This is a genomic window from Chitinophagaceae bacterium, assembly GCA_007695095.1.
Lineage (GTDB): Bacteria > Bacteroidota > Bacteroidia > Chitinophagales > REEL01 > REEL01.
On record REEL01000096.1, the window covers coordinates 1 to 21,767 of the forward strand.

General features: G+C 38.4%; 12 protein-coding genes and 1 pseudogene. 9 read left to right on the forward strand and 4 right to left on the reverse strand.

Going from position 1 to position 21,767, the window contains the following annotated elements:
• The 8 genes and pseudogenes from EA412_05865 to EA412_05900 form a co-directional block, all read left to right on the forward strand.
• On the forward strand, nucleotides 1-191 hold a 191-nt coding region (locus tag EA412_05865), incomplete at its 5' end, for a hypothetical protein (protein ID TVR79683.1).
• Between the two features lie 1,082 nt (nucleotides 192-1,273).
• Nucleotides 1,274-1,852, forward strand: coding sequence for a DUF3347 domain-containing protein (locus EA412_05870; GenBank protein ID TVR79684.1), 579 nt, complete (start codon nucleotides 1,274-1,276; stop codon nucleotides 1,850-1,852).
• 365 nt (nucleotides 1,853-2,217) lie between these two features.
• Nucleotides 2,218-2,640, forward strand: coding sequence for a GxxExxY protein (locus EA412_05875; GenBank protein ID TVR79714.1), 423 nt, complete (start codon nucleotides 2,218-2,220; stop codon nucleotides 2,638-2,640).
• Between the two features lie 37 nt (nucleotides 2,641-2,677).
• Nucleotides 2,678-6,478 carry a cation transporter gene (locus EA412_05880; protein ID TVR79685.1) on the forward strand — a complete coding sequence of 1,267 codons (3,801 nt, stop codon included), beginning with the start codon at nucleotides 2,678-2,680 and terminating at the stop codon, nucleotides 6,476-6,478.
• Between the two features lie 77 nt (nucleotides 6,479-6,555).
• On the forward strand, nucleotides 6,556-7,815 hold the full coding sequence (locus EA412_05885) for a TolC family protein (GenBank protein TVR79686.1): 1,260 nt from the start codon (nucleotides 6,556-6,558) through the stop codon (nucleotides 7,813-7,815).
• 123 nt (nucleotides 7,816-7,938) lie between these two features.
• Nucleotides 7,939-9,723, forward strand: coding sequence for an efflux RND transporter periplasmic adaptor subunit (locus EA412_05890; GenBank protein ID TVR79687.1), 1,785 nt, complete (start codon nucleotides 7,939-7,941; stop codon nucleotides 9,721-9,723).
• Nucleotides 9,724-9,737: 14 nt separating this feature from the next.
• Nucleotides 9,738-11,747, forward strand: a pseudogene (locus EA412_05895) (copper-translocating P-type ATPase).
• Nucleotides 11,748-12,100: 353 nt separating this feature from the next.
• The gene (locus EA412_05900) at nucleotides 12,101-13,411 is read left to right on the forward strand and encodes a xylene monooxygenase (GenBank protein TVR79688.1); all 1,311 of its coding nucleotides are present in this window, start codon (nucleotides 12,101-12,103) and stop codon (nucleotides 13,409-13,411) included.
• Nucleotides 13,412-13,606: 195 nt separating this feature from the next.
• Here EA412_05900 and EA412_05905 read toward each other — a convergent pair whose 3' ends face one another.
• From EA412_05905 to EA412_05920, 4 genes are all read right to left on the reverse strand, one after another.
• Nucleotides 13,607-14,218: a riboflavin synthase gene (locus EA412_05905; protein TVR79689.1), complete on the reverse strand. Its 612-nt coding sequence runs from the start codon at nucleotides 14,216-14,218 to the stop codon at nucleotides 13,607-13,609.
• 27 nt (nucleotides 14,219-14,245) lie between these two features.
• Nucleotides 14,246-16,978, reverse strand: a complete 2,733-nt coding sequence (locus tag EA412_05910; GenBank protein ID TVR79690.1) for a gliding motility-associated C-terminal domain-containing protein — start codon at nucleotides 16,976-16,978, stop codon at nucleotides 14,246-14,248.
• A gap of 111 nt (nucleotides 16,979-17,089) precedes the next feature.
• Entirely contained in the window at nucleotides 17,090-17,524 is a 435-nt protein-coding gene (locus EA412_05915) for a DUF2141 domain-containing protein (protein TVR79691.1), read from the reverse strand.
• Between the two features lie 6 nt (nucleotides 17,525-17,530).
• The gene (locus tag EA412_05920) at nucleotides 17,531-20,164 is read right to left on the reverse strand and encodes a valine--tRNA ligase (GenBank protein TVR79692.1); all 2,634 of its coding nucleotides are present in this window, start codon (nucleotides 20,162-20,164) and stop codon (nucleotides 17,531-17,533) included.
• Nucleotides 20,165-20,757: 593 nt separating this feature from the next.
• Here EA412_05920 and EA412_05925 point away from each other — a divergent pair.
• Nucleotides 20,758-21,678, forward strand: coding sequence for a cation transporter (locus EA412_05925; GenBank protein ID TVR79693.1), 921 nt, complete (start codon nucleotides 20,758-20,760; stop codon nucleotides 21,676-21,678).
• Nucleotides 21,679-21,767 lie beyond the last annotated feature (89 nt).

Consider the following 21,767-nt stretch of genomic DNA (forward strand, 5'->3'; position numbering starts at 1 on the left):
TTGAATTTTTGGAATTTGGCCTTCTTGGGTTTTGGTCTCTTGAGGCTTTTATCCTGCCTACTGCCTACTTTCCTTCTTGGGTCATGCGGAACTATCTAATTATACCTTTCCAAGCAACCTTTCTAATTTTAGAGATGGAATATAGATTATTATATGATTTAACTTTTAATTATAGAATGAAAAGTTGTTAATTTTTTTCATTTTGACGATAGTCAACTTATGGTAAGAGCAATTATTATTTATAATTTAAAACATTGCATAAAAAAATAATACATTATCTGTTTTTTTGACTAAAAGTCAATATATGAAAGGGTTTGGTAGCTTTTGTAATAAAAGCTCAAGTAAGATATGGATGCAAAATTTAAAAAAATACTCATCATTTTATTTTACCTTTAACTAATATTATTACGTAAGTATTTCATTAATAAGAGCTTATTGCATATTTCTAAAACATAAAAAATTGAATCATGAAGAAAATTATTTATTTTCTATTATCACCCTGTTTGTTTTGCTGACCGAATCACTAAATGCTAATGTTTGGCGGGTTAATAACATCCCGGATTTCGATGCAGACTTTTCTGCCGTTACTACAGCAATTGCTGCTGCTTCTCCCGGAGATCCCCTCTAAATAGAGGGTTCGTAAATTAGTTATGGTTCTATTACCATTAATAAAAGTTTAGTGTTGATTGGCCCCGGGTTTTTCTGGGTCAAAACGATTCTACCCAGGCAAATCTAAATTCTGCCAGATTTGATAATATAACAATTAGTGCTACAAATGTTACAGTTAAAGGACTTTATATCACTCAAAATGCTAGCACTCCTTCTTTAACAATTGCTGCCAATAACACAATTGTTAACAGATGTTATATTCAAAACACTCACAACTCAACTTTATCTTCAACAAATGCAAATGCTGTGAGAATAAATTCAGGAATTACAGGATTTGTTCTGAGCAGAAATATCCTTAGAACAAGTGCAACTCACACTTCTACTACATATTTATTATACTTATTGGGGAATAATAATGGTATTGTTATTTATAACATTTTTTTAGCCCATGGAGATTTGCCTTGTTGCATGCTCACGTTCAAATCACTGACGGATTTGGCAGGGCTGCGGCTTTGCCACCACACCCCCCCCAATCCCCGAATTATATAAACTAATATAGAAATTGTATAAACTTTTGCTTACAGCTATAGGTAACTTTGTCGTTGAGCAAGCAGATGTTTGATGTTAAGCAGCCTGCATTTTTTTTAACAAAATCAATTTTAAAATGAAAAATTTAATTTTACCAATCGTACTCCTTTTTGGAGCATCAACACTTTTTTCCTGTGGAGGCTCACATGAACACGACTCGGAAGGAAATCATACGCATGAACATCTTGACGAAAATACAGAAGTGAATCATACAGAAGGTCATGCATCTCATGCAGAAATGGGACAAACCTTAAAACACTATTTCGACCTGAAAGACGGTTTGGTACGGTCAGATGCAGCAGAAGCCAAAGCAGGGGCAAATGCATTAAAGGCGCATCTTGCAGTTACAGAAATTACTGTCAAGGGGCACGAATCGCATATCAGGGGAATTGTCAGTGAAATCGGTGAACATTTAGAGCAAATCTCGCTTACTGAAGATTTGGAGGTACAGAGAAAACATTTTGAAACGGTTTCAGATCAACTCTATGCTTTAATTCAAGTTACGGGAACATCCGGAAAAACTGTTTATCGCCAATACTGCCCGATGGCTTTTGATGACAAAGGTGCTTACTGGCTTTCGGCTGAAGAAGAAATAAGAAATCCCTATTTCGGTGATGCAATGCTGACATGCGGTAGTGTGGAAGAAAAAATGTAAAGGGGGTTAGCAAATATTCTATAAACTCAAAAATGAAAATTATTGAACCACATAGAACACATAGAAAGTCACAATAGAAATTTCTATGTGAAACCTATATGAACTATGTGCCTATGTGGTAAAAAAACACTAATGGAATTAACTAAAAAATACATTGATGACTTGACCTGTAGGGTAATTGGTTTTGCTATTAAAAGCCCTTCAAGGAAGCATAAACAGAACTTTGTATATTTGAAAGCACTTCAATAACTCAAAAATGAAAATTATTGAACCACATAGATACATAGAACACATAGAAAGCCACAATAGAAATTTCTATGTGAAACCTATGTGAACTATGTGCCTATGTGGTAAAAAAAACACTAATGGAATTAACTAAAAAATACATTGATGACTTGACCTATAGAGTGATTGGTTGTGCTATTGAAGTTCATAAACAGTTAGGTCCCGGTCTTTTAGAAAGCGTTTACGAAAAATGTTTTATAAGAGAGTTAGCTTTACAAGGGTTAAGGTATAAACAACAATTATGGGTACCACTGGAGTACAAAGGATTAGAATTGGATACGGAATTAAGATTAGATGTACTTGTAGAAGATGTTTTATGTGTTGAATTAAAATCAATGGACGGTTTATTACCAATACATGATGCTATTTTATTAACTTATATGCGAATGCTACAGAAACCTAAAGGCGTATTGATAAATTTTAATTGTGTTAATATATTTAAGGAAGGACAAAAAACTTTGGTTAATGAAATATATGCTGCATTACCTAATGAAAAAAACTAATCACCCAAAAAATTACAAGCCATTTTAAAAATGCGTTATGCTCGATAAGATTATACGGTACTTTCTTGAAAACCGTTTAGTTGCTTTCCTGTTAACACTGATTTTTGTTGTTTGGGGAATTGCTACGGCACCATTTGCGTGGGACATAGACTGGCTTCCGCGGGACCCGGTACCGGTAGATGCTATACCAAACTACGGTGAAACACAACAGATCGTGTTTACAGAATGGCCGGGACGTTCACCACAGGATATTGAAGATCAAATCACTTATCCGCTTAGCACTTACCTGCTTGGTGTTCCCGGTGTCAAAACCATCCGCAGCACGACGATGTTTGGGTTCTCCAGTATTTTCATTATTCTGGAAGACGACATAGATTTTTACTGGAGCAGGGCAAGGATACTCGAAAAACTCAATGCCTTGCCTGACGGGCTTTTACCACAAGGTGTACAGCCCGCATTAGGCCCGGATGCTACGGCTTTGGGCCAGATTTTCTGGTACACCATTGAAGGCCGCGACCCGGATGGCAATCCAACCGGTGGATGGGACTTGCATGAATTAAGAACAATACAGGATTTTCATGTAAAATTTGCTTTGGCGACAGCAGAAGGCGTAGCTGAAGTTGCATCTATCGGCGGGCATGTAAAAGAGTACCAGATAGATATCAATCCGGCTGCCATGCGCGGGTATGACATCAGTTTGCGTGAAATCGCCAATAGTGTCCGCAACAGCAATCTGGATGTAGGTGCCCGTACCATTGAACTAAACAGGATAGAGTATTTTGTCAGGGGATTGGGCTATATCAAAAGCCTTGAAGATATTGAAGAATCTGTAGTTGCCGTGAGGGATAATGTGCCGGTGCATGTGCGTGATATTGCAAAGGTAACAATCGGGCCGGCTCAAAGGCGTGGGGCATTAGGCAAGGGCGGAGCGGAAGTTGTTGGCGGTGTAGTTACTGTCAGGCATGGTGAAAATCCGATGCAGGTAATAGAAAATGTAAAAGCCGAACTCCCCGGAATAGAACAGGGCCTGCCTTCGCGTACACTCGAGGACGGAACAGTGTCACAACTAAAAATTATCCCTTTCTACGACCGGACCGAATTAATTCAGGAAACCATAGGTACGCTGGAACATGCCATTTCCCTGCAAATCCTGATTACGATTATTGTGATTATCATCATGCTGCTCAACCTGAAAGCATCTTTGTTTATTTCAGGCTTATTGCCAATGGCAGTGCTGATGTGTTTTATTATGATGAAATATGCCGGTGTGGATGCCAATATCGTGGCACTTTCCGGTATTGCAATTGCCATTGGGACGATAGTGGATATGGGGATTATCATGTCAGAAAACATGGTTTTGCATTTAAAAGAAGCCCGTAAAAAGGAACCCAAACTGGAAGTAATTCACAGGGCATGTGTGGAGGTGGCTCCGGCAATTTTGACTGCCGTTATGACTACCATCGTCAGCTTTCTCCCGGTATTTACCCTTCAGGCAGCAGAAGGAAAACTCTTTTCCCCATTGGCATATACAAAAACCTTTGCATTGATAGCTGCCATATTTTTTACTATCGTTGTCATTCCCGCGGCTGCTTATGTGCTTTTTTCCGTAAAAATCAATTTCAAATGGATACGCGTTGCTGCCAATGTTTTACTGCTTATCGCAGGCATACTGGTAGCTGTTTTGTACTTCCCGCTGGCAGGTATTGTACTGCTGTTATTTGGCGTAAATAACCTGCTTGATGAGTTTACTGATGTTTTCAGTTCTGATGTGCATTCATACATCACAATTGCCATTTCTGTAATTTTTATCACTTTAATATTGGCAGAAAGCTGGCTGCCACTTGGCCCTGCACGTTCTTTGCTGATGAATACCATTTTTGTATTCCTGATTATTGGCTTTGTGTTGGGATTCTTTTTAATTTTTATTCGTTTTTACCGGGCGATATTAAAATGGTGCCTGGCAAACAAAGGATTATTCCTGCTTTTACCGGCTTTTTCCATCTTGCTTGGTGTTACAATTTGGTTGGGATTTGGAAATGTTTTTGGCTTTGTAGCAAATAGTTTTGATAAAACCGGAATGAACATTCGTACAACAAAAGTATGGCATAATTTGTATTCGACTTTTCCCGGTATTGATAAAGAATTCATGCCCCGGCTGGATGAAGGTTCTTTTTTACTCATGCCCATTCTGATGCCGCATGCCGGAATAGAGGAGAGTCTGGAAACGCTTAAATATCTGGACAAGGCAGTGCAGTCTATTCCGGAGGTTGAACTTGTTGTCGGAAAAATCGGACGTGCGGAATCGGCATTAGACCCGGCACCGGTTACCATGTTTGAAAATGTGATTAATTATAAAAGTGAATACAAACTGGATGACAGGGGCAGGCGGGTGCGTTTTGCTACGGACAATGAGGGCGAATTTATTCGTGATGAAAACGGGAATCTCGTTCCGGACAGCAGGGGCAGCTACTACCGGCAATGGCGGGATCATATCCGGTCTCCACGCGATATTTGGGATGAAATAGCTGCTGTTGCACGTTATCCCGGCCTCACTACTGCTTCCATGTTGCAGCCTATAGAAACCAGACTGGTGATGCTGCAAACCGGTACACGAGCTTCAACGGCTATGTTGGTTCAGGGGCCAGACCTGCAAACCATAGAAGATTTTTCCCTGGAAATGGAAAATATTTTGCAGGACGTTCCGGGGGTAAATCCGCCAACTGTTTTTGCCGACCGTATTGTTGGCAAACCCTATCTTGAAATTGACATTAACCGCCGTGCAATTGCCCGGCATGGTTTGACGATACGCGATGTACAGGATTATGTAGAAGTCGCTATCGGGGGCATGACGCTCACAACAACTGTTGAAGGCAGGGAGCGGTATCCGGTGCGTGTACGCTATGCCCGTGAATTCAGGGACAATCCGCATGATATAGAACGGATTTTAGTTTCCACTCCTTCAGGTGCTCAAATCCCATTGGGGCAACTGGCTGATATTAATTATGTGCAAGGGCCGCAGGCAATCAGGTCAGTGAATACATTTCCTGCCACTTATGTAATTTTTGACATACTGGAAGGTAGTTCAGCCGTAGCTGTTGTTGAAAACGCACAAAACCATCTGGACGGGTTGCTTCAGTCGGGTGAACTTGAACTGCCGGAAGGAGTGAGTTACCGCTTTATTGGTGAATACGAAAATCAGGTAAGGGCAGAAAAAAGGCTTAGCATTGTCATTCCTTTAGTCTTGCTTATTATTTTAATGTTGTTATATTTTCAGTTCCGTTCGCTGATTACATCTTTTATGATTTTTTCTGCCATTGCCGTAGCATTTTCCGGTGGTTTTATCATGATTTGGTTTTACGGTCAGGATTGGTTTATGAACTTCTCCCTTTTTGGTGCCCACATGCGGGATTTATTCCAGATACACCCGATTAATTTAAGTATTGCTGTCTGGGTAGGCTTTTTGGCACTTTTTGGCATTGCAACTGATGACGGGGTAGTGATGGCGACGTATTTGAAACAATCTTTTGCACGCAACCAACCTGAAAACATTCAACAGATCAGGGAATCCGTAGTTGAAGCGGGCAGCCGCCGGGTGAGGCCATGCCTGATGACAACCGCCACTACTTTACTGGCATTGTTGCCCATTTTGACTTCTACCGGAAAAGGCTCCGATATTATGATACCGATGGCAATTCCGGCTTTTGGAGGCATGACGATTGTCATCATGACTTTATTTGTCATACCGGTTTTGTATGCACTTTGGCAGGAAACGCTTTTAAAAAGTAAAAAAACAGAAGATGAAACACCCATGTCAAAAGCTTTTGACACAAAGGAATAAACATTTTTGGGTGTTCCACCTGCCTGTTCGGCAGACAGGTCGAATACCATTAAAGAAAAAAATTAAAATATGATGAGATGAATAAACAAGTCAATACAATCTGTACCGCTTTGCTTTTGGCCGCGATTTTGATCGTTTGCATTTTGCCGGTAAAGAAGGCTGTTGCACAGGATAATATGCTTGAAACTTATCAGGATGAAGCAGCATCAAATAATGCGAATTTGCAGGCGTATTATTACCAATATCTGGCCGGTGTGGAAAAAATAGTGCAAACCCGGCTTTTGCCCATGACAGAGCTATCTGCGATTTATTTTCCGCAGCCACTTGTCTTACAAATGGATCAACAGCTTGCAGGAGTTCGGGCGATGCAGTCATTTCCCTGGTTTGGGACAAGAAAAGTCATGCAGGAAAGTGCTGCATACAATGCTCAATTTGCTTTGGAACAATATCAGCAAATCAGAAACCAACTGTTTTTTGATGTTGCCGGGACTTTCTATGAGTTAATGCAATTAGAAGAAGAAATCCGCCTGATGCGGTCTAATATTGAATTGCTTGAAAGCATTGAGCAAATTGTAATCACTCGTTATGAAACAGGCCGGGCCAGTATGGCAGATTTGATTTTGATAGAGGTGGAAAAAGAAGATTTGAAAATCCAATTATTGAAACTTGAGGAAAAGAAAAATCCGCTTCATAATCGTTTTGCAGCACTACTTAACCGGGAGTATGAAGGTTTTTTTGCTCTGCCTGACACATTTGAAGCCCGGCAGTTAACCGATCCAATGGCAGAATTGAAAGACAGCATGCTTTTGCAACACCCTGGTATAGAATCTTATATTTACAAAGAGTTAGCTTATGCAGAACAACAGCAACTTGCCCGAAAATCAGGTTTGCCTTCTTTTGGCATTGGCGTAGAATATATGGCGATGCAAAATCTTGAAAATAATAATCATTCGGCCATGTTTATGCCGATGGTGAGTCTCCGCCTGCCTTTTCAAAGAAAGGTGTATCAGGCAAGAGAACAGGAAGCCGTATTTAATCGCAAAGCAGCTTCTTTTCAAAAAGTACAGGCACAAAATCAGTTGATTACTAAATGGGAGGAATGGGTAAGCCGCTATCAGGATGCACAAAGGCGAATACCATTGTATATCAACCAATTGGACAGAATGGAACAAGCTTTGAGTATTATTCTGGAAGATTACAGTGCGGGCAGAAAAACTTTTGATGAAATGCTGAATGTGCAGAGACGCATACTGGAATTTGAAATGGAATTAGTAAACGCAAAAAAAGATAACAATACGGCTGTAGCCGGTTTAACATATTTATACCGGCGGCCATGAGCACCCACCCGTCGGTACGCTTCTAAAGCGTCCGACGGGTTTGGGAGTAGAAAGATGAAAAGATTAAACAATGAAACAATAGAACCATGAAACCATGAAACAATTTATCAAAAATCTAAACAGATGAAAAAACAAATTGCAATCATCATCCTTGTCTTTACCGCAGGCATAGTTGCCGGGTGGTATTTCTTTGGCACAAGCGATGATGAACATACGCATGAAGCTGTCGTGGATAAAGACGAAGTTCATACTTGTCCGATGCATCCGCAGATCAGGCAGGATGGTTTTGGCAGTTGTCCGATTTGCGGAATGGATCTGGTGCCGGTAGATGCAGTTGACGAAAGTGAATCTTTCACGGAAATCAGGATGTCTGAAACAGCCATCAGATTGGCACATATCAGGACAATGAAGGTAAGTTCTCAAATACCGGAAAAAAAGCTGGAACTGAACGGGCGCATAGAAACAGACGAACGCCGGACATCCACACAAACCGCTCATTTACCCGGCAGGATAGAAAGGCTGTATATCACCTACACAGGTGAATTTGTCCGCAGGGGGCAACGGTTGGCTTCCATTTATTCACCGGAATTAGTTGCTGCTCAACGCGAACTTTTTGAAGCATTGAAACATGAAGAAACACGTCCAGTACTTGTCAGGGCAGCCCGCCAAAAACTCAAACAATGGAAGCTAACCGATGAACAGATTAGACAGATAGAAGAAAGAGGCGAAGTACAGTCTGAAATAGATATTTATGCCGATGTCAGTGGCGTTGTGGTCCGGCGGAATGTCACAACCGGCGACTATTTCAGTGCAGGAACGGTATTGTTTGAAATCAGTGATTTGAGTAAGGTATGGGTTGTGTTTGAAGCTTATGAAGAAGACCTTTCCTGGATAAATGTTGGTGATACCGTAACTTTTAGTGCAGGTGAAAGGCCGGGGCAAAAAATGACAGCCCGGGTGGAGTTTGTTGACCCTTATGTTGACGAGCGTACAAGGATAGCAAGAGTCAGGACAAGCTTAGATAACCGCGATGGAAGGTTCAGGCCGGGCATGTTCCTGAATGGTGTAATCCATAGCAAATTTGACCAATTCGGAAAAGTGATAACCGTTCCCAAGACAGCCGTGTTGTGGGGCGGAAAAACATCTGTGGTTTATGTAAAAAAGCCTGGAGTTGAGGAAACGATTTTTCAATTCCGGGAAGTTGTACTCGGGGAGCATTTGGGTGATAGTTACATCATTCTGGATGGGCTGAAGGAAGGTGAAGAAATTGCTGTTCACGGTGCTTTCAGCATAGATGCTGCTGCACAGTTGTCAGGCAAAGCCAGCCTGATGGGCAGGCATTTACTCGAAGTTGAAGAAATAGAATTTATTGTGGATGTTGGTGATTTTAAAGATGAAACACCGGAAGCATTCAAAGCACAGTTAAGCAAGCTTTTTACAGCATATCTTAGCTTGAGTGAAGCTTTAATCGAAACAGATTACGCTGCCGCAAATAATGCACTGCCCGATGTGGAAGCGGCTTTGAATGAAATGGACATGACACTTTTAGCTTCAGATGCTCATGACTTATGGATGGAACATTTAGATGCATTGGAAAAAGCAATGCATGACATGAAAGATGCCGGAGATATAGAGCATTTACGGCATGCCTTTGAACCCTTTTCAGATGTGTTGGCAGCGTCAGTAGAAAGTTTCGGGGTGAAAGACATAGAAGTGTATCATCAGTTTTGCCCGATGGCTTTTGACGACAGAGGTGCCTGGTGGCTAAGCGATACAGCACTAATAGCCAATCCCTATTTCGGGGATGTCATGCTTCGCTGCGGTGAAGTAAAAGAAAGGGAATTTAAAAAAGCCGCTCCCGAAAAGGAAAGTGCAAGAAGACAGCAGGAGCCGGGGCATGTGCATTAAAAAATAATAGGATTATGCAAAACAATCATCATAACGAACATCATGAAAAAGGCCATTCGGACGATAACGGCCACGATAAACATGCGGGGCATCATATTGAGGACTTCAAAAAAAGGTTTTGGATAAGCCTTGTGATTACCATACCGATACTTGTCCTTTCACAGATGATACAGGATTGGTTTGGTTTTGAAGTTTCATTTACGGGCGATAGTTATGTATTGGCTGCTTTAAGTACATTTATCTTTTTCTATGGAGGCTGGCCTTTTCTGAAAGGTCTTTATGAAGAAGTGCGCCAAAATGCTATTGGCATGATGACGCTGATTGGTGTGGCAATCACAGCCGCATGGGCTTACAGCTTTGCCGTTACGCTCGGACTGGAAGGAATGGATTTTTATTGGGAAATGGCTACGCTTATTGTGATTATGTTACTGGGCCACTGGATAGAAATGAAATCTATTATGGGTGCTTCCCGGGCTTTAGAATTGCTGGTAAAATTGATGCCTTCAACAGCACACCTTGTCGTTAACGGGGAAACAAAAGAAGTCAAAATTGACGAGCTGAAAAAAGGAGACGTTGTACATATCAAGCCCGGAGAAAAAATCCCGGTTGACGGTGAGGTCACGGAAGGGCAAAGCCATCTGAATGAAAGCATGCTCACCGGCGAAAGCAAACCTGTCAAAAAGGAAAAAGGACAAAAAGTAATTGCAGGTTCAGTCAATGGCAATGGTACATTGAAAGTAAAGGTCCAAAACATAGGCAAAGACAGTTATTTGAATAAAGTAATCAAATTGGTTGAGGATGCGCAAAAAATTAAATCCAAAACGCAAAACCTTGCTGACCGGGCAGCTAAGGTACTTACTTTTGTGGCATTAGGCGGAGGTGCAATTACATTGATTGTCTGGCTGGCACTTGGTTTTGAATTTGTTTAAGCCCTTGAAAGAATGGTCACTGTAATGGTAATCTCCTGTCCACATGCATTAGGTTTGGCAGTTCCCCTGGTCGCTGCCATTTCTACGACGGTTTCAGCACAAAACGGCCTGCTGATTCGCAACCGTACCGCTTTTGAAAATGCCCGTAAAATCACCACTATTGTTTTTGATAAAACCGGTACGCTCACAAAAGGCTCACATGAAGTGTCGGAAGTAAAATCACTGAAGGACAATTTTGACAAAAATGAGTTACTGCGTCTTGCAGCAGGCGTTGAGCAGGATTCCGAACACCACATTGCAAAAGGGATTTTGAAAAAAGCAAAAGAAGAAAACATCAGTGTACCCTCCTCAACAGATTTCAATTATCTTCCCGGGCAGGGATTAGAAGGTAAAGTAGAGGATCAATCAGTAAAAGTTGTTGGTCCCGGATATTTAAAAGACAATGAAATTAAACTACCGGAACATCAATTGGATGAAGCAATAGAAACCGTTGTGTATGTAATTGTCAATGATGAGGCTGTGGGTTACATCACTCTTGCCGACCAGATTAGAGAAGAAAGCTATCAGGCCATAAAAACGCTTAAAAAGAAAAACATCAAAAATCTTTTACTCACCGGGGATAATGAAAAAGTAGCAAAGCATGTATCGGAAGAACTTGGGATGGACGGATATTTTGCTGAAGTATTACCTGATGAGAAACAGGATAAAATCAAAGCTTTGCAGGACAAAGGAGAGTTTGTGGCTATGACCGGGGACGGAGTGAACGATGCACCTGCACTTGCACAGGCAGACGTTGGTATAGCCGTTGGATCAGGTACAGATGTAGCTGCCGAAACAGCAGATATTATTCTGGTTAATTCCAATCCCGCTGATATTGCAAATCTGATTTTATTCGGCAGGGCAACTTACCGGAAGATGTTGCAAAATCTGGCATGGGCAACTGGATATAATGTATTGGCAATTCCCCTGGCAGCAGGCGTGTTGTACAATTTCGGTATCGTCTTAAGCCCGGCAGTAGGTGCAGTCCTTATGAGCCTCAGTACAATCGTAGTTGCCATCAATGCGCAGTTGTTGAGAAAGGGGATGGGAGGATAGTGGAATATAATACTGATAAGGCTACAATTTTTTCTGTCACAATATTTAAACTCTCCGGCAACTTCTAAAATACCTAAAAAGTGTCTTTTATTTACCCGTCAAAGTATTTTGACTTCGCTATTTTCTTTTTTATTTAATTAAAATTCTTTAATAAATCCTGTTGACAAAAATCTTGAAAGACTTCTCACCTAATTGGATAGTTAAAGTAGCTTTTTATTTATCAAGAAATCAGCTTCAATTTTAGCTTGTTATTTTATTAAAAAACTAAAAACAGCTTTCTCTTTTATATATATTTGTTTAAAGATGGTTAAATTTAGTTATACCATTCGATCGCTTAAACTAAACTTGTATAAATGAAATACACCTATAAAAGTGCAGCTATATGGCTTGTAATATACTTATTTTTAGCACTTTTACCCTTACTTTTAGCTGTAACCGGAAGTATACCTGAATACAGAGATTTTGGGACTGAACTTGGAGTGGCTTTTGGCTTTATTGGTTTGGGTTTGCTGGGACTGCAATTTTTGATTTCCGGACGTTTTAAACAAGTTGCACCTAAGTTTGGTATGGACAATATCCTGCAATACCACCGGGAAATGGGAATCATCGCATTTGTTTTAATACTGGCTCATCCCTTAACGCTCATACTTTCTAATAGTGATTTTTTGTCTTTTTTTAATCCTTATGAAAATTTACCCAGAGCATTGGCATTGATTTTTGTCATCCCTGCAATAATTCTTCTCATGTTAAGTAGTCTTTGGCGTTTAAGTCTGGGACTTAGCTATGAAAATTGGCGTTTATTACACGGTGTGCTATCTCTTTCAATAATTTTCATAGGCTTAACTCATACCATACAAGTGTCACACTATATTGAGCCTTTATGGAAGAAAACCTCATTAGTTGTATTGTTTGCTTTTTATGCATATTTACTACTTCACAGTCGCTTGATCAGACCCTGGCTAAATCTTCGCAAACCCTATAAAGTTAAAGAGGTTGTTGAGGAGCGTGGAGATTGCAGTACATTACATCTTGAACCTGTGGGACATAAGGGTAAGAGCTTTAAATGCGGACAGTTTATGTGGATTACAATCGGCAATACGCCCTTTTCACTTCAACAGCATCCTTTTTCTATAGCTTCAGATTGTCTGGGCAAAACAATTTCTTTAACGGCAAAAGCTATGGGTGATTTCACATCAAAATGGAAAGATATCAAGCCCGGAACCACTGCATATCTTGAAGGCCCTTATGGGTCATTTACCCCTGAAAAGGGAAAAAATTTATTTATGATTAGCGGTGGTATCGGGATAACAGCTATGATGAGTACTCTCAGGACTATGAGAAAAGAAAAAGATATGCGCGAAGTAGTGCTGATTTATGGTAATTCTTCTTTTGAGGAAATAACTTTCAGGGAAGAACTCGAAGATATGAGTAAATTGATGAACCTCCAATTAGTCCTTGTGTTGGAAGAAACTCCCGATGATTGGGGTGGAGAAGAATGTTATATTGATTCTGACAAAATCAGTAAATACTTTCCATCAAATCCTGATACTTTTGCTTTTTATATTTGTGGACCAATGCCAATGCAAGACGCAGCTGAGCTTTCACTAAGAGATTTGGGTGTTGATTGGCGGTTAATTTATTCAGAAAGGTATAAAATCATTTAAAATGAAAAAACTCAAAAAACACAAATATTTATTTTATATCCTGATACGGAGAGTGGCAGACATTATAGGTGTACTGCTGGTAGTAATTTCAATCCTGTTTGCTTTACGCTTTTGGTAAAAGCCCTTTCAGAATATAATATCCGGATTTTATGCAATCTATTGTTTTGCAGTAAATCTCTACGGCTTCAAAACTTATCAGCTAATTTGCGATTTCATCATTTGGGCAATATACTTGCCAACTACATCAAATTCAATATTTACGAAATCCCCTGCTTTTAACCTTTGTAAATTCGTATTTTCCCAGGTATATGGAATAATGGATACGGAAAAAATTAAATTCGTAGTATTTATCTTTGCATCTACTAAGGTTAAGCTCACACCGTTTATGCAAATGGATCCTTTGGGTACAATAACCCCTCTGTTTAAATGACTGGCTGTAAAATGCAAATCCCAGCTTCCATTTTTGTTTTTAATTGATTTACATACAGCAATTTGATCGACATGCCCTTGCACTATGTGACCGTCAAACCTCCCATTTGCCGGCATGGCTCTTTCTAAATTGACGATATATCCTTTTTCCCACTGCTGAAGCGATGTTTTATCCAATGTTTCGTCTATGGCAACAACCGTATGTATGCCTTCTTTTTTATCAATGTCAGTTACCGTTAAACAAACTCCATCGTGAGATACACTTTGATCGACTTTTAACTCTTTTGAAATGGCACTTTTAATTTTGAAAATATAATTGGTACCTTCAGTTGAAACAGATACTATTTCACCAAGCGTTTCTATTATTCCTGTAAACATGAATTAAATTTTTACGAAAAGAAGTTTTTATCTGAATAAATGAATGTAACCCGAAAGTACTTCAAATTGTTTACTGCCCTCAAGACTTTGGCTAAAAACTTCACAGCGGTAGTAGTAAACACCCTCTTCTAAAACTCTGCCACTCCTCAAATCAGTACCGTCCCAGTTTAACATAGGGTCTGTCGTTTCAAAAACTTTCACACCCCAACGATTAAATACCTGAAAATTAACTTTGTCTACAAATCTGTAGGGGAGTATAGGGGTGAAAATATCATTTTGACCGTCATTATTTGGAGTGAAAGTATTCGGAAGTAAGTAACAAGGACAACTTTCAACACAAACTACATTGCTGAAATCACTTTCATTTCCGGCTGAGTCAATGGCTGTAATGGCATAACATCCGGAAATTGAAAGTTCAGGCATATGCTGGTAAGTAGTATCTGTAATATCATCTATAGATGCTATTATACTATATTCACCCTCCGGAAATCTTGAAAAATAAATATTATACTCAACGGCATCTTCATACTCACAATTATTATTTGGATTTGTCCATCGCAAGTTATTAATATTCAATTCTTCTGAAATTGAACAGGCATTTTCTTCAGGACCTATTTCATCACAAAGATTTGTAACATCCAAAAAGGGCCTGCATGGAGGAATTGTATCCATTGGTTCTGCACAAGTTTCCTGAGACAGATTTATAATAGGGGATGGTACATTTGAACCGGAATACTGACCAACACTAACAACATAGTAGCAATACTCCTGATTGTTTTCCAGATTAAAATCAGTATAAGAGCTACCGTCAACTACCGTTGCTATAGAGTCATATTGTTGTAAAACATCATCGTAGCGGTACACAAAGAATGAATCATTTCTCCAGGGTACATCTACTTCCCATTCGAGTTGGAGCTGTTGATCACTTGGATTTATGCTTAAGAAAATGGATGATGCATTTTCAGTGTTTCCTACTAAAACATCATTATTAGACTTAAAAGTTACTTTATAATTATAAGGGCTGTTTTCTGTATTCAAACCGGTATCGGTAAAGGTTGTATCATTAAGTCCTCCGAAAGTTGGAGATGTAAAAGAAGCGATTTCTACGGGATTATTTTCTGTAAATCCAACTGAGCGGTAAAGTTTAAATTCATATGGACCTGGAAATTGTAGCGTATCGAGATTGTCAACAGTTACTAACGGTTTTGCCCAAGAAACGAAGATTTCTCCATTATTTACACCTGTGCTAAGTACGCTGGCATTAAGTATAACAGGGATGTCTCTTCTAAGTTCTCCACAAGATTCGTTGGAAGGCATGCTGGAATACTCATTGTAAGTAAAGCCGGCCGGAGTTGTTTCAGCAAATTCAGCTCTGATTCTGTAGCAATACAAAATTCCGGGCACTACATCTTCATCTGTAAATGAATTGCCACTTACACCACTTGCAATTTGAATGTATCCCTTATCTGCTAAAGAAGTGTCACAAGTGTCGGGTGTAAAAGGGTTCGAACCGTCTCTTCTCCAAATACTAAAGCCTTTAAACTTACTGATATGTGCACAATCATAATTAGCATCCCATTCCAACTCTACAGTATTTTCAACCGGTGTAGCAACCAGATTTTCAGGTGGTGGCGCAACAATTTTTATTTGCCAGGTTTTAAGTGCTGTAAGTGGAATCGGATGGTTGTCAACTGCTCTAAAAACAACCTGATAGGGTTGTCTTCTGGCGTGTTCACAAACTGAATTCCAGCTAAAAAAACCATTTGCAAAAGCCTGGTTATTATTTGCTGTAAAATCAGCCGGGCTGATATCTACCTCAAAAGGAAAGCCACTGGCTTCTAAAGTAATTGTCTGATTTAAATTTTGATCGGTAGCATTTACAATTTGCTCAAGAGTTGTTCCGGCAATAATACAGGTGTCTGAAAATTCAGCAATTTCAGGAACTATATTGTCGGTATCTTCAACAATTATTTGCATATCCCTTAAAATAGTACCCATTGGGATGTTATTTCTATATTCAGAAATAAGAATAGCTATATTATAGATGCCTCTTTGTTTGGGCACGTCCCATACAATTTCTCCGGTTTGAGAATCAATCGTCATATTATTATCAGGGCCCGGATTTACTTCATCCGGATAAAGATATCCGGGAACTTGAGTCCCCTGTTGCTGTAAAGGTGGGACTAACTGAAAATGTAAGCTGTCTCCATCTACGTCAAATGCTAAAGGATTGTGATAAAATACCTGATTTATATTAGCAAAATCTATAGGTGGATATTGAAGAATCGGACTATTATTAAAACCGTATATTGAAGGATCTTTAATTTTAATAGTATCTTCTAAATAAAACTGAACGTTTACTGATGTTGTCATGTTCTCAATTCCTGCAATACGGTTTGGATCTGTCATGGAAATTACATAAAAAGGTACTATTCCACTATAAGTATGTGTGCCGGAATATACATTATATTTAATGCCGGCAACTCCGGTAGGTTCTCCCTGTGGGATTCCTCCTGCACCAACAGGACCGTTTATTCTGGTCAATTGAGAAGAAGTGCCATCTCCCCAGTTTAAAGTCAGTTCATCCCTGTCTACCCCTCCCGTAGGGTCTGTATAAGTAATTATAGAAACATTATATGTTAGAGGTTGTCCGGGAACTGCCGAGTAATATATTTCACCTGCTCTGTTGTGGGTAGCAAAAACTTGTATGCAACTCAAAAGAAATACGAAGATGAAAAAAAAATATTTTTTTAAGGTCATTATAATCTGATTGGTTACACCAAGATAAATATTTTAAATGATTTAACGGTAATTTTTAATCACTATTCAATTAAACTTTCTAAATCAATAATTATTATACAGTTTATGTTTTTATTTTATTTGAATATTGTGAACAGTATTTTGTCTGTTAAATAGAAATGAAGCATCATCAAATGAAGGCGCTCCAAATCTGCCTCTTTGATTATTTGAAAATCCATAGGGCTCACGGGGGATTCCTATAAAATTTGTGTCTAATTTTCCATTGCTGTTCTTGTCTTGATAAATGGCAATTGCATAGCGACCATGAGGAATGTTAAGTTTTACATCCATTTTATTTTGGTCAACTCTTACAGTTTTTCTCAATAAAGCCTTTTCATCATCTGAAGGAAATCCATTGGCATTAGTAAAAACAGCAATCATCAAACTCCCTTTTGTTTCTTCAATACCTTCTACTTTTAAGGTTAATTCCTCATTTTCAGGTGCAGCTTTTAGTTCACAAACCATTATGAGCATAAGTATAAAGAGGATAAAAGGTTTTTTTTGCATAATCTTTTACATATTTGATAAAGACTCGGTGATAGCTTTTAATTTTTCTTCACTATCTGACAATTTTTTCTTTTCAAGTTCAATAACCTTTGCAGGAGCATTTTGAACGAACTGTTCATTTTTCAGTTTCTTTTGAATACTTAGTATGAAACGTTCAGCATGAGCTTTTTCTTTTAAAAGTTTCTCTTTTATTTCATCTAAATTCAAAGTCTGCTCAGTAATTATGTAAAAAGTGTTTTTACCGGAGACAAAAGAAGGGGCTCCCTGCACTTCTTCCTTTCCTTCTGTAAAGTCGTTTATACCACTCAGCTTCATGATAGTTTGCTGAAACTTTTTTATACTGCTAAAGTCATTACAAAGAGCTACGCAAGAAACTTTGTCTGTCTTTTTAAGCTTTAACTGAATTTTGATTTCCCGTATACCGGTAATAATTTTTTTAACTTCTTCTCCGGCCTCGGTTAGCTCACTGTCAAATTTTTCTATAGCCGAATATTTTTGTTTACAGATACTGTCTTCAGCTTGTCTTTCTCTTAGTTGCTGCCATATTTCTTCTGTAATAAAAGGCATAAAAGGATGCAGTATAAGCGTAATTTTTTCATAAATTTCAATTACTTTCTGATGTGTTTTGCTGTCAATTTTTTCTCCGTAAGGAGGTTTGATCATTTCCAGATACCAGGAACAAAAATCATCCCAAACAAAATTATAAAGGCTCATCAAAGCTTCAAAAAGCCGGTATTGCTCAAAAGAGTTTTCAATCTCCTGAGTAACCTTTTGTAATTTTGCCTCTATCCAGGCGGTTTCAATTTCTAAAGTAGACTCTGCTTTTTCGTCAATTTCCCAGTTTTTAATCAGTTTTAAGGCATTCCAAAGTTTATTTGTGAAATTTCTGCCTTGCTCACATCTTTTTTCATCAAAAAGTAAATCATTGCCTGCCGGGGCACTCATCATCATCCCGACACGGGTACCGTCAGCGCCAAATGATTCTATTAAGTCCAGCGGATCGGGAGAGTTACCAAGAGATTTTGACATTTTACGTCTTTTTTTATCTCTCACCATACCGTGGAAATAAACATCTTTGAAAGGAATTTGATTTTTAAATTCAAGACCTGCCATAATCATTCTTGCCACCCAAAAGAACATAATGTCCCAGCCGGTAACTAATACATTGGTGGGATAGTAGTAATTAAACTCTTCTGTGTTTTTACTGTCAAAACCGTCAAAAACTGAAATAGGCCATAACCAAGAAGAAAACCAGGTGTCAACTACGTCCTCATCCTGCTTTAAATCCTCAGCCGTTAAGCTGCTGTTTCCGGATTTCTTTCTGGCTAATTCTAAAGCTGCTTCTTTCGTTTCTGCAACCACATACTCTGAACCATTATAAAAATAAGCCGGTATTCGCTGTCCCCACCACAATTGACGCGAAATACACCAATCTTTGATGTTTTCCATCCAGTGTTTGTAAGTGTTTTTAAATTTTGGAGGAAAAAAGCGAATTTCATCTTCCATTACTTTTTTAAGTGCCGGATCAGCCAGTTTTTTCATATCTAAAAACCATTGCTCAGTCAGGCGGGGTTCAATGACAGCTTGTGTCCTTTCTGAATACCCTATTTTATTCTGAATGTTTTCAACTTTTTCAAGCAGATTGTTCTCTTCCAGTGCAATGACTATTTCCTTACGGGCTTCAAATCTGTTTTTACCGACAAACAAAACGGCTTGTTCATTTAAAACAGCATTTTCATCGAATATATCGATTACCTTAAGGTCATGTTTTTGTCCTAACTCATAATCATTCGGGTCGTGAGCGGGGGTTACTTTTAAAACACCTGTACCAAATTCAATTTCTACATAGGTATCTGTAATAACCGGTACACGGCGATTAACTAAAGGAACAAATACTGTTTTGCCGTGCAAATGTTTGAACCGTTCATCATCCGGATGTACGCAAATGGCAGTGTCACCTAAAAGCGTTTCGGGTCTGGTTGTAGCTATAGTAACTGTTTCATTAGTTTTGTTACCATCTTCATCAGCTACGATGTAATTTATAAAATAAAGCTTTGAATCTTCTTCTTTGTAAATAACTTCCTCATCTGATAAGGCTGTTTTAGCTTCCGGATCCCAGTTCGTCATCCTTTTACCTTTGTAAATCAGGCCTTTGTTGTGCAAATCGATAAACACTTTTACTACAGACTTGGAAAGATTTTCATCCATTGTAAAACGAGTTCTGCTCCAGTCACAGGAAGCTCCCAGTTTTTTTAACTGTTCAAGAATTATATTGCCGTAGTTTTCTTTCCATTCGTAAGCATGTTCCAAAAAAGCTTCTCTACCAACCTTTGATTTTGATAAGCCTTTTTCTCTCAGCTGGTGAACAACTTTTGCCTCAGTAGCGATAGAAGCATGATCTGTACCCGGAACCCAACAAGCATTGTAGCCTAATAAGCGGGCTCTTCTAATCAAAACATCCTGAATGGTATTGTTTAGCATATGCCCCATATGAAGCCTGCCGGTAACGTTTGGTGGTGGGATGACTATTGTATAGGGAGTTCTTTCATCCGGTTTAGATTCAAAAACCTTTAAGCTTTCCCAGTGTTTGTACCATTTTTTTTCTAATGAAACGGTATCTAATTGTTTTTTATCAGACATAGAAGTTTTTTTGCATTGCAAAGATAGTTTTTTGAATTTATCTTTAAGCGATTTAAAGATTAGCTTTCTGAATAAAAATGATATTATTTTAATCGGGGAAAGTATAATTTAATTATGCCGTTTCTTGTTTCACAAAGCTTTTAAATAAAAAAAGCCTGCATTTAAAAAAAATACAGGCTTTGAAGAGGTCTAAGCAAATGAGTGCCGGCTATTGTTATAATTCGTATAAATCCTGATCAAGGTATCCTTTGATTCTTTTCTTTTTGTATTTATTTTTCATGGCTTTACGCCTTTTTATTTTAAATGAGTTGTCATCCTCGAAATCCTCATTTTTTTTATTGTTAAAGTTATTTTGCTTGCTTTTTTTCATCTTTTTTCATTTTAATTTTTAATTAATTATTTGTTTATAGACATTCTAAATTCTTTTCAATCTGCGCATATATATCCGGAAAAGATTTAAATTTACCTTTACATATTGCTTTTACGTCTAAAAAATAATCGTGTTTCAAAATAAAAACACTAATTCTAAAGATTTCCAATATAATGAAAAGATTAAGTATCTTAGGATAGTCTTAGTTGTTGGTTTTTTTTTGATGTTGGTAAAGTTTACCGCCTACTTCTTAACAAACTCAAATGCAATTCTGACAGATGCTTTAGAGACGATCATTAATATCTCTACCAGTATTTTTGCTTTGTACTCCATTTATCTTTCTGCAAAACCCAAAGACAAGGATCATCCCTATGGTCATGGGAAAATTGAATTCTTTTCGTCCGGTTTTGAAGGTTTTTTAATCACATTTACAGGCTTAGCTATGATAGCAAAAGCTATTTATTCATTTTTTCATCCTCATGAATTAGCTAATTTTGAAATTGGTATCTTAATTACTGCCGGAGCCGGAATGGTTAATTTTTTTATGGGTAGAATGTTGGTTAAACACGGGAAAAGACTCAATTCTATCGTGTTGATTGCAGATGGTAAACACTTACTTACAGATACTATTTCTAGTGTAGGCCTTGTTCTGGGTTTAATTATAATTTGGGCAACAGGTCTTTATTGGTTAGATAATGTTTTGACAATAATTCTCGGAATATTGATTATGTATACCGGCTTTCAATTGCTGAGAAACGCCTATGGCGGACTTATGGATGAAGCTGACGAGGAAATGCTAAAAAATATTTCTAATGTCTTAAATGAAAACCGAAAAGAAAAGTGGATAGATATTCATAACCTGAGAATCCTTCGGTTTGGTTCAAAGCTGCATGTTGATTGCCATATCACCATGCCTTATTATGACGATTTAAAAACAATACATCATGAAATTGATGAATTAGAGTCAATAGTTTCCGGAAAAATCTCAGAAGATGTAGAATTGTTTGTTCATGCAGAACCTTGCAGTGAAAATTCATGCCCTCATTGCTTAATTAAAGATTGCCCGGTGCGTAAACACAAATTTGAGAAAAAAATTGAGTGGGGCTCAGAAAATCTAACACAATTAAATAAGCATAAGCTTTAATGTAAGTAATAATTGAAATTGAGCTTATTCAAGTAATATTTCGAGTGTTTTTTTACTGGTTTTAACACATGTATATGCTGAATATTAAT

What these genes read in the sequence shown, in the direction of transcription:
- EA412_05870 (TVR79684.1), top strand. Translation starts at nt 1,274, where the DNA reads ATGAAAAATTTAATTTTACCAATCGTACTCCTTTTTGGAGCATCAACA.
- EA412_05875 (TVR79714.1), top strand. Translation starts at nt 2,218, where the DNA reads ATGGAATTAACTAAAAAATACATTGATGACTTGACCTATAGAGTGATT.
- EA412_05880 (TVR79685.1), top strand. Translation starts at nt 2,678, where the DNA reads ATGCTCGATAAGATTATACGGTACTTTCTTGAAAACCGTTTAGTTGCT.
- EA412_05885 (TVR79686.1), top strand. Translation starts at nt 6,556, where the DNA reads ATGAATAAACAAGTCAATACAATCTGTACCGCTTTGCTTTTGGCCGCG.
- EA412_05890 (TVR79687.1), top strand. Translation starts at nt 7,939, where the DNA reads ATGAAAAAACAAATTGCAATCATCATCCTTGTCTTTACCGCAGGCATA.
- EA412_05900 (TVR79688.1), top strand. Translation starts at nt 12,101, where the DNA reads ATGAAATACACCTATAAAAGTGCAGCTATATGGCTTGTAATATACTTA.
- EA412_05905 (TVR79689.1), bottom strand. Translation starts at nt 14,218, where the DNA reads ATGTTTACAGGAATAATAGAAACGCTTGGTGAAATAGTATCTGTTTCA.
- EA412_05910 (TVR79690.1), bottom strand. Translation starts at nt 16,978, where the DNA reads ATGACCTTAAAAAAATATTTTTTTTTCATCTTCGTATTTCTTTTGAGT.
- EA412_05915 (TVR79691.1), bottom strand. Translation starts at nt 17,524, where the DNA reads ATGCAAAAAAAACCTTTTATCCTCTTTATACTTATGCTCATAATGGTT.
- EA412_05920 (TVR79692.1), bottom strand. Translation starts at nt 20,164, where the DNA reads ATGTCTGATAAAAAACAATTAGATACCGTTTCATTAGAAAAAAAATGG.
- EA412_05925 (TVR79693.1), top strand. Translation starts at nt 20,758, where the DNA reads ATGTTGGTAAAGTTTACCGCCTACTTCTTAACAAACTCAAATGCAATT.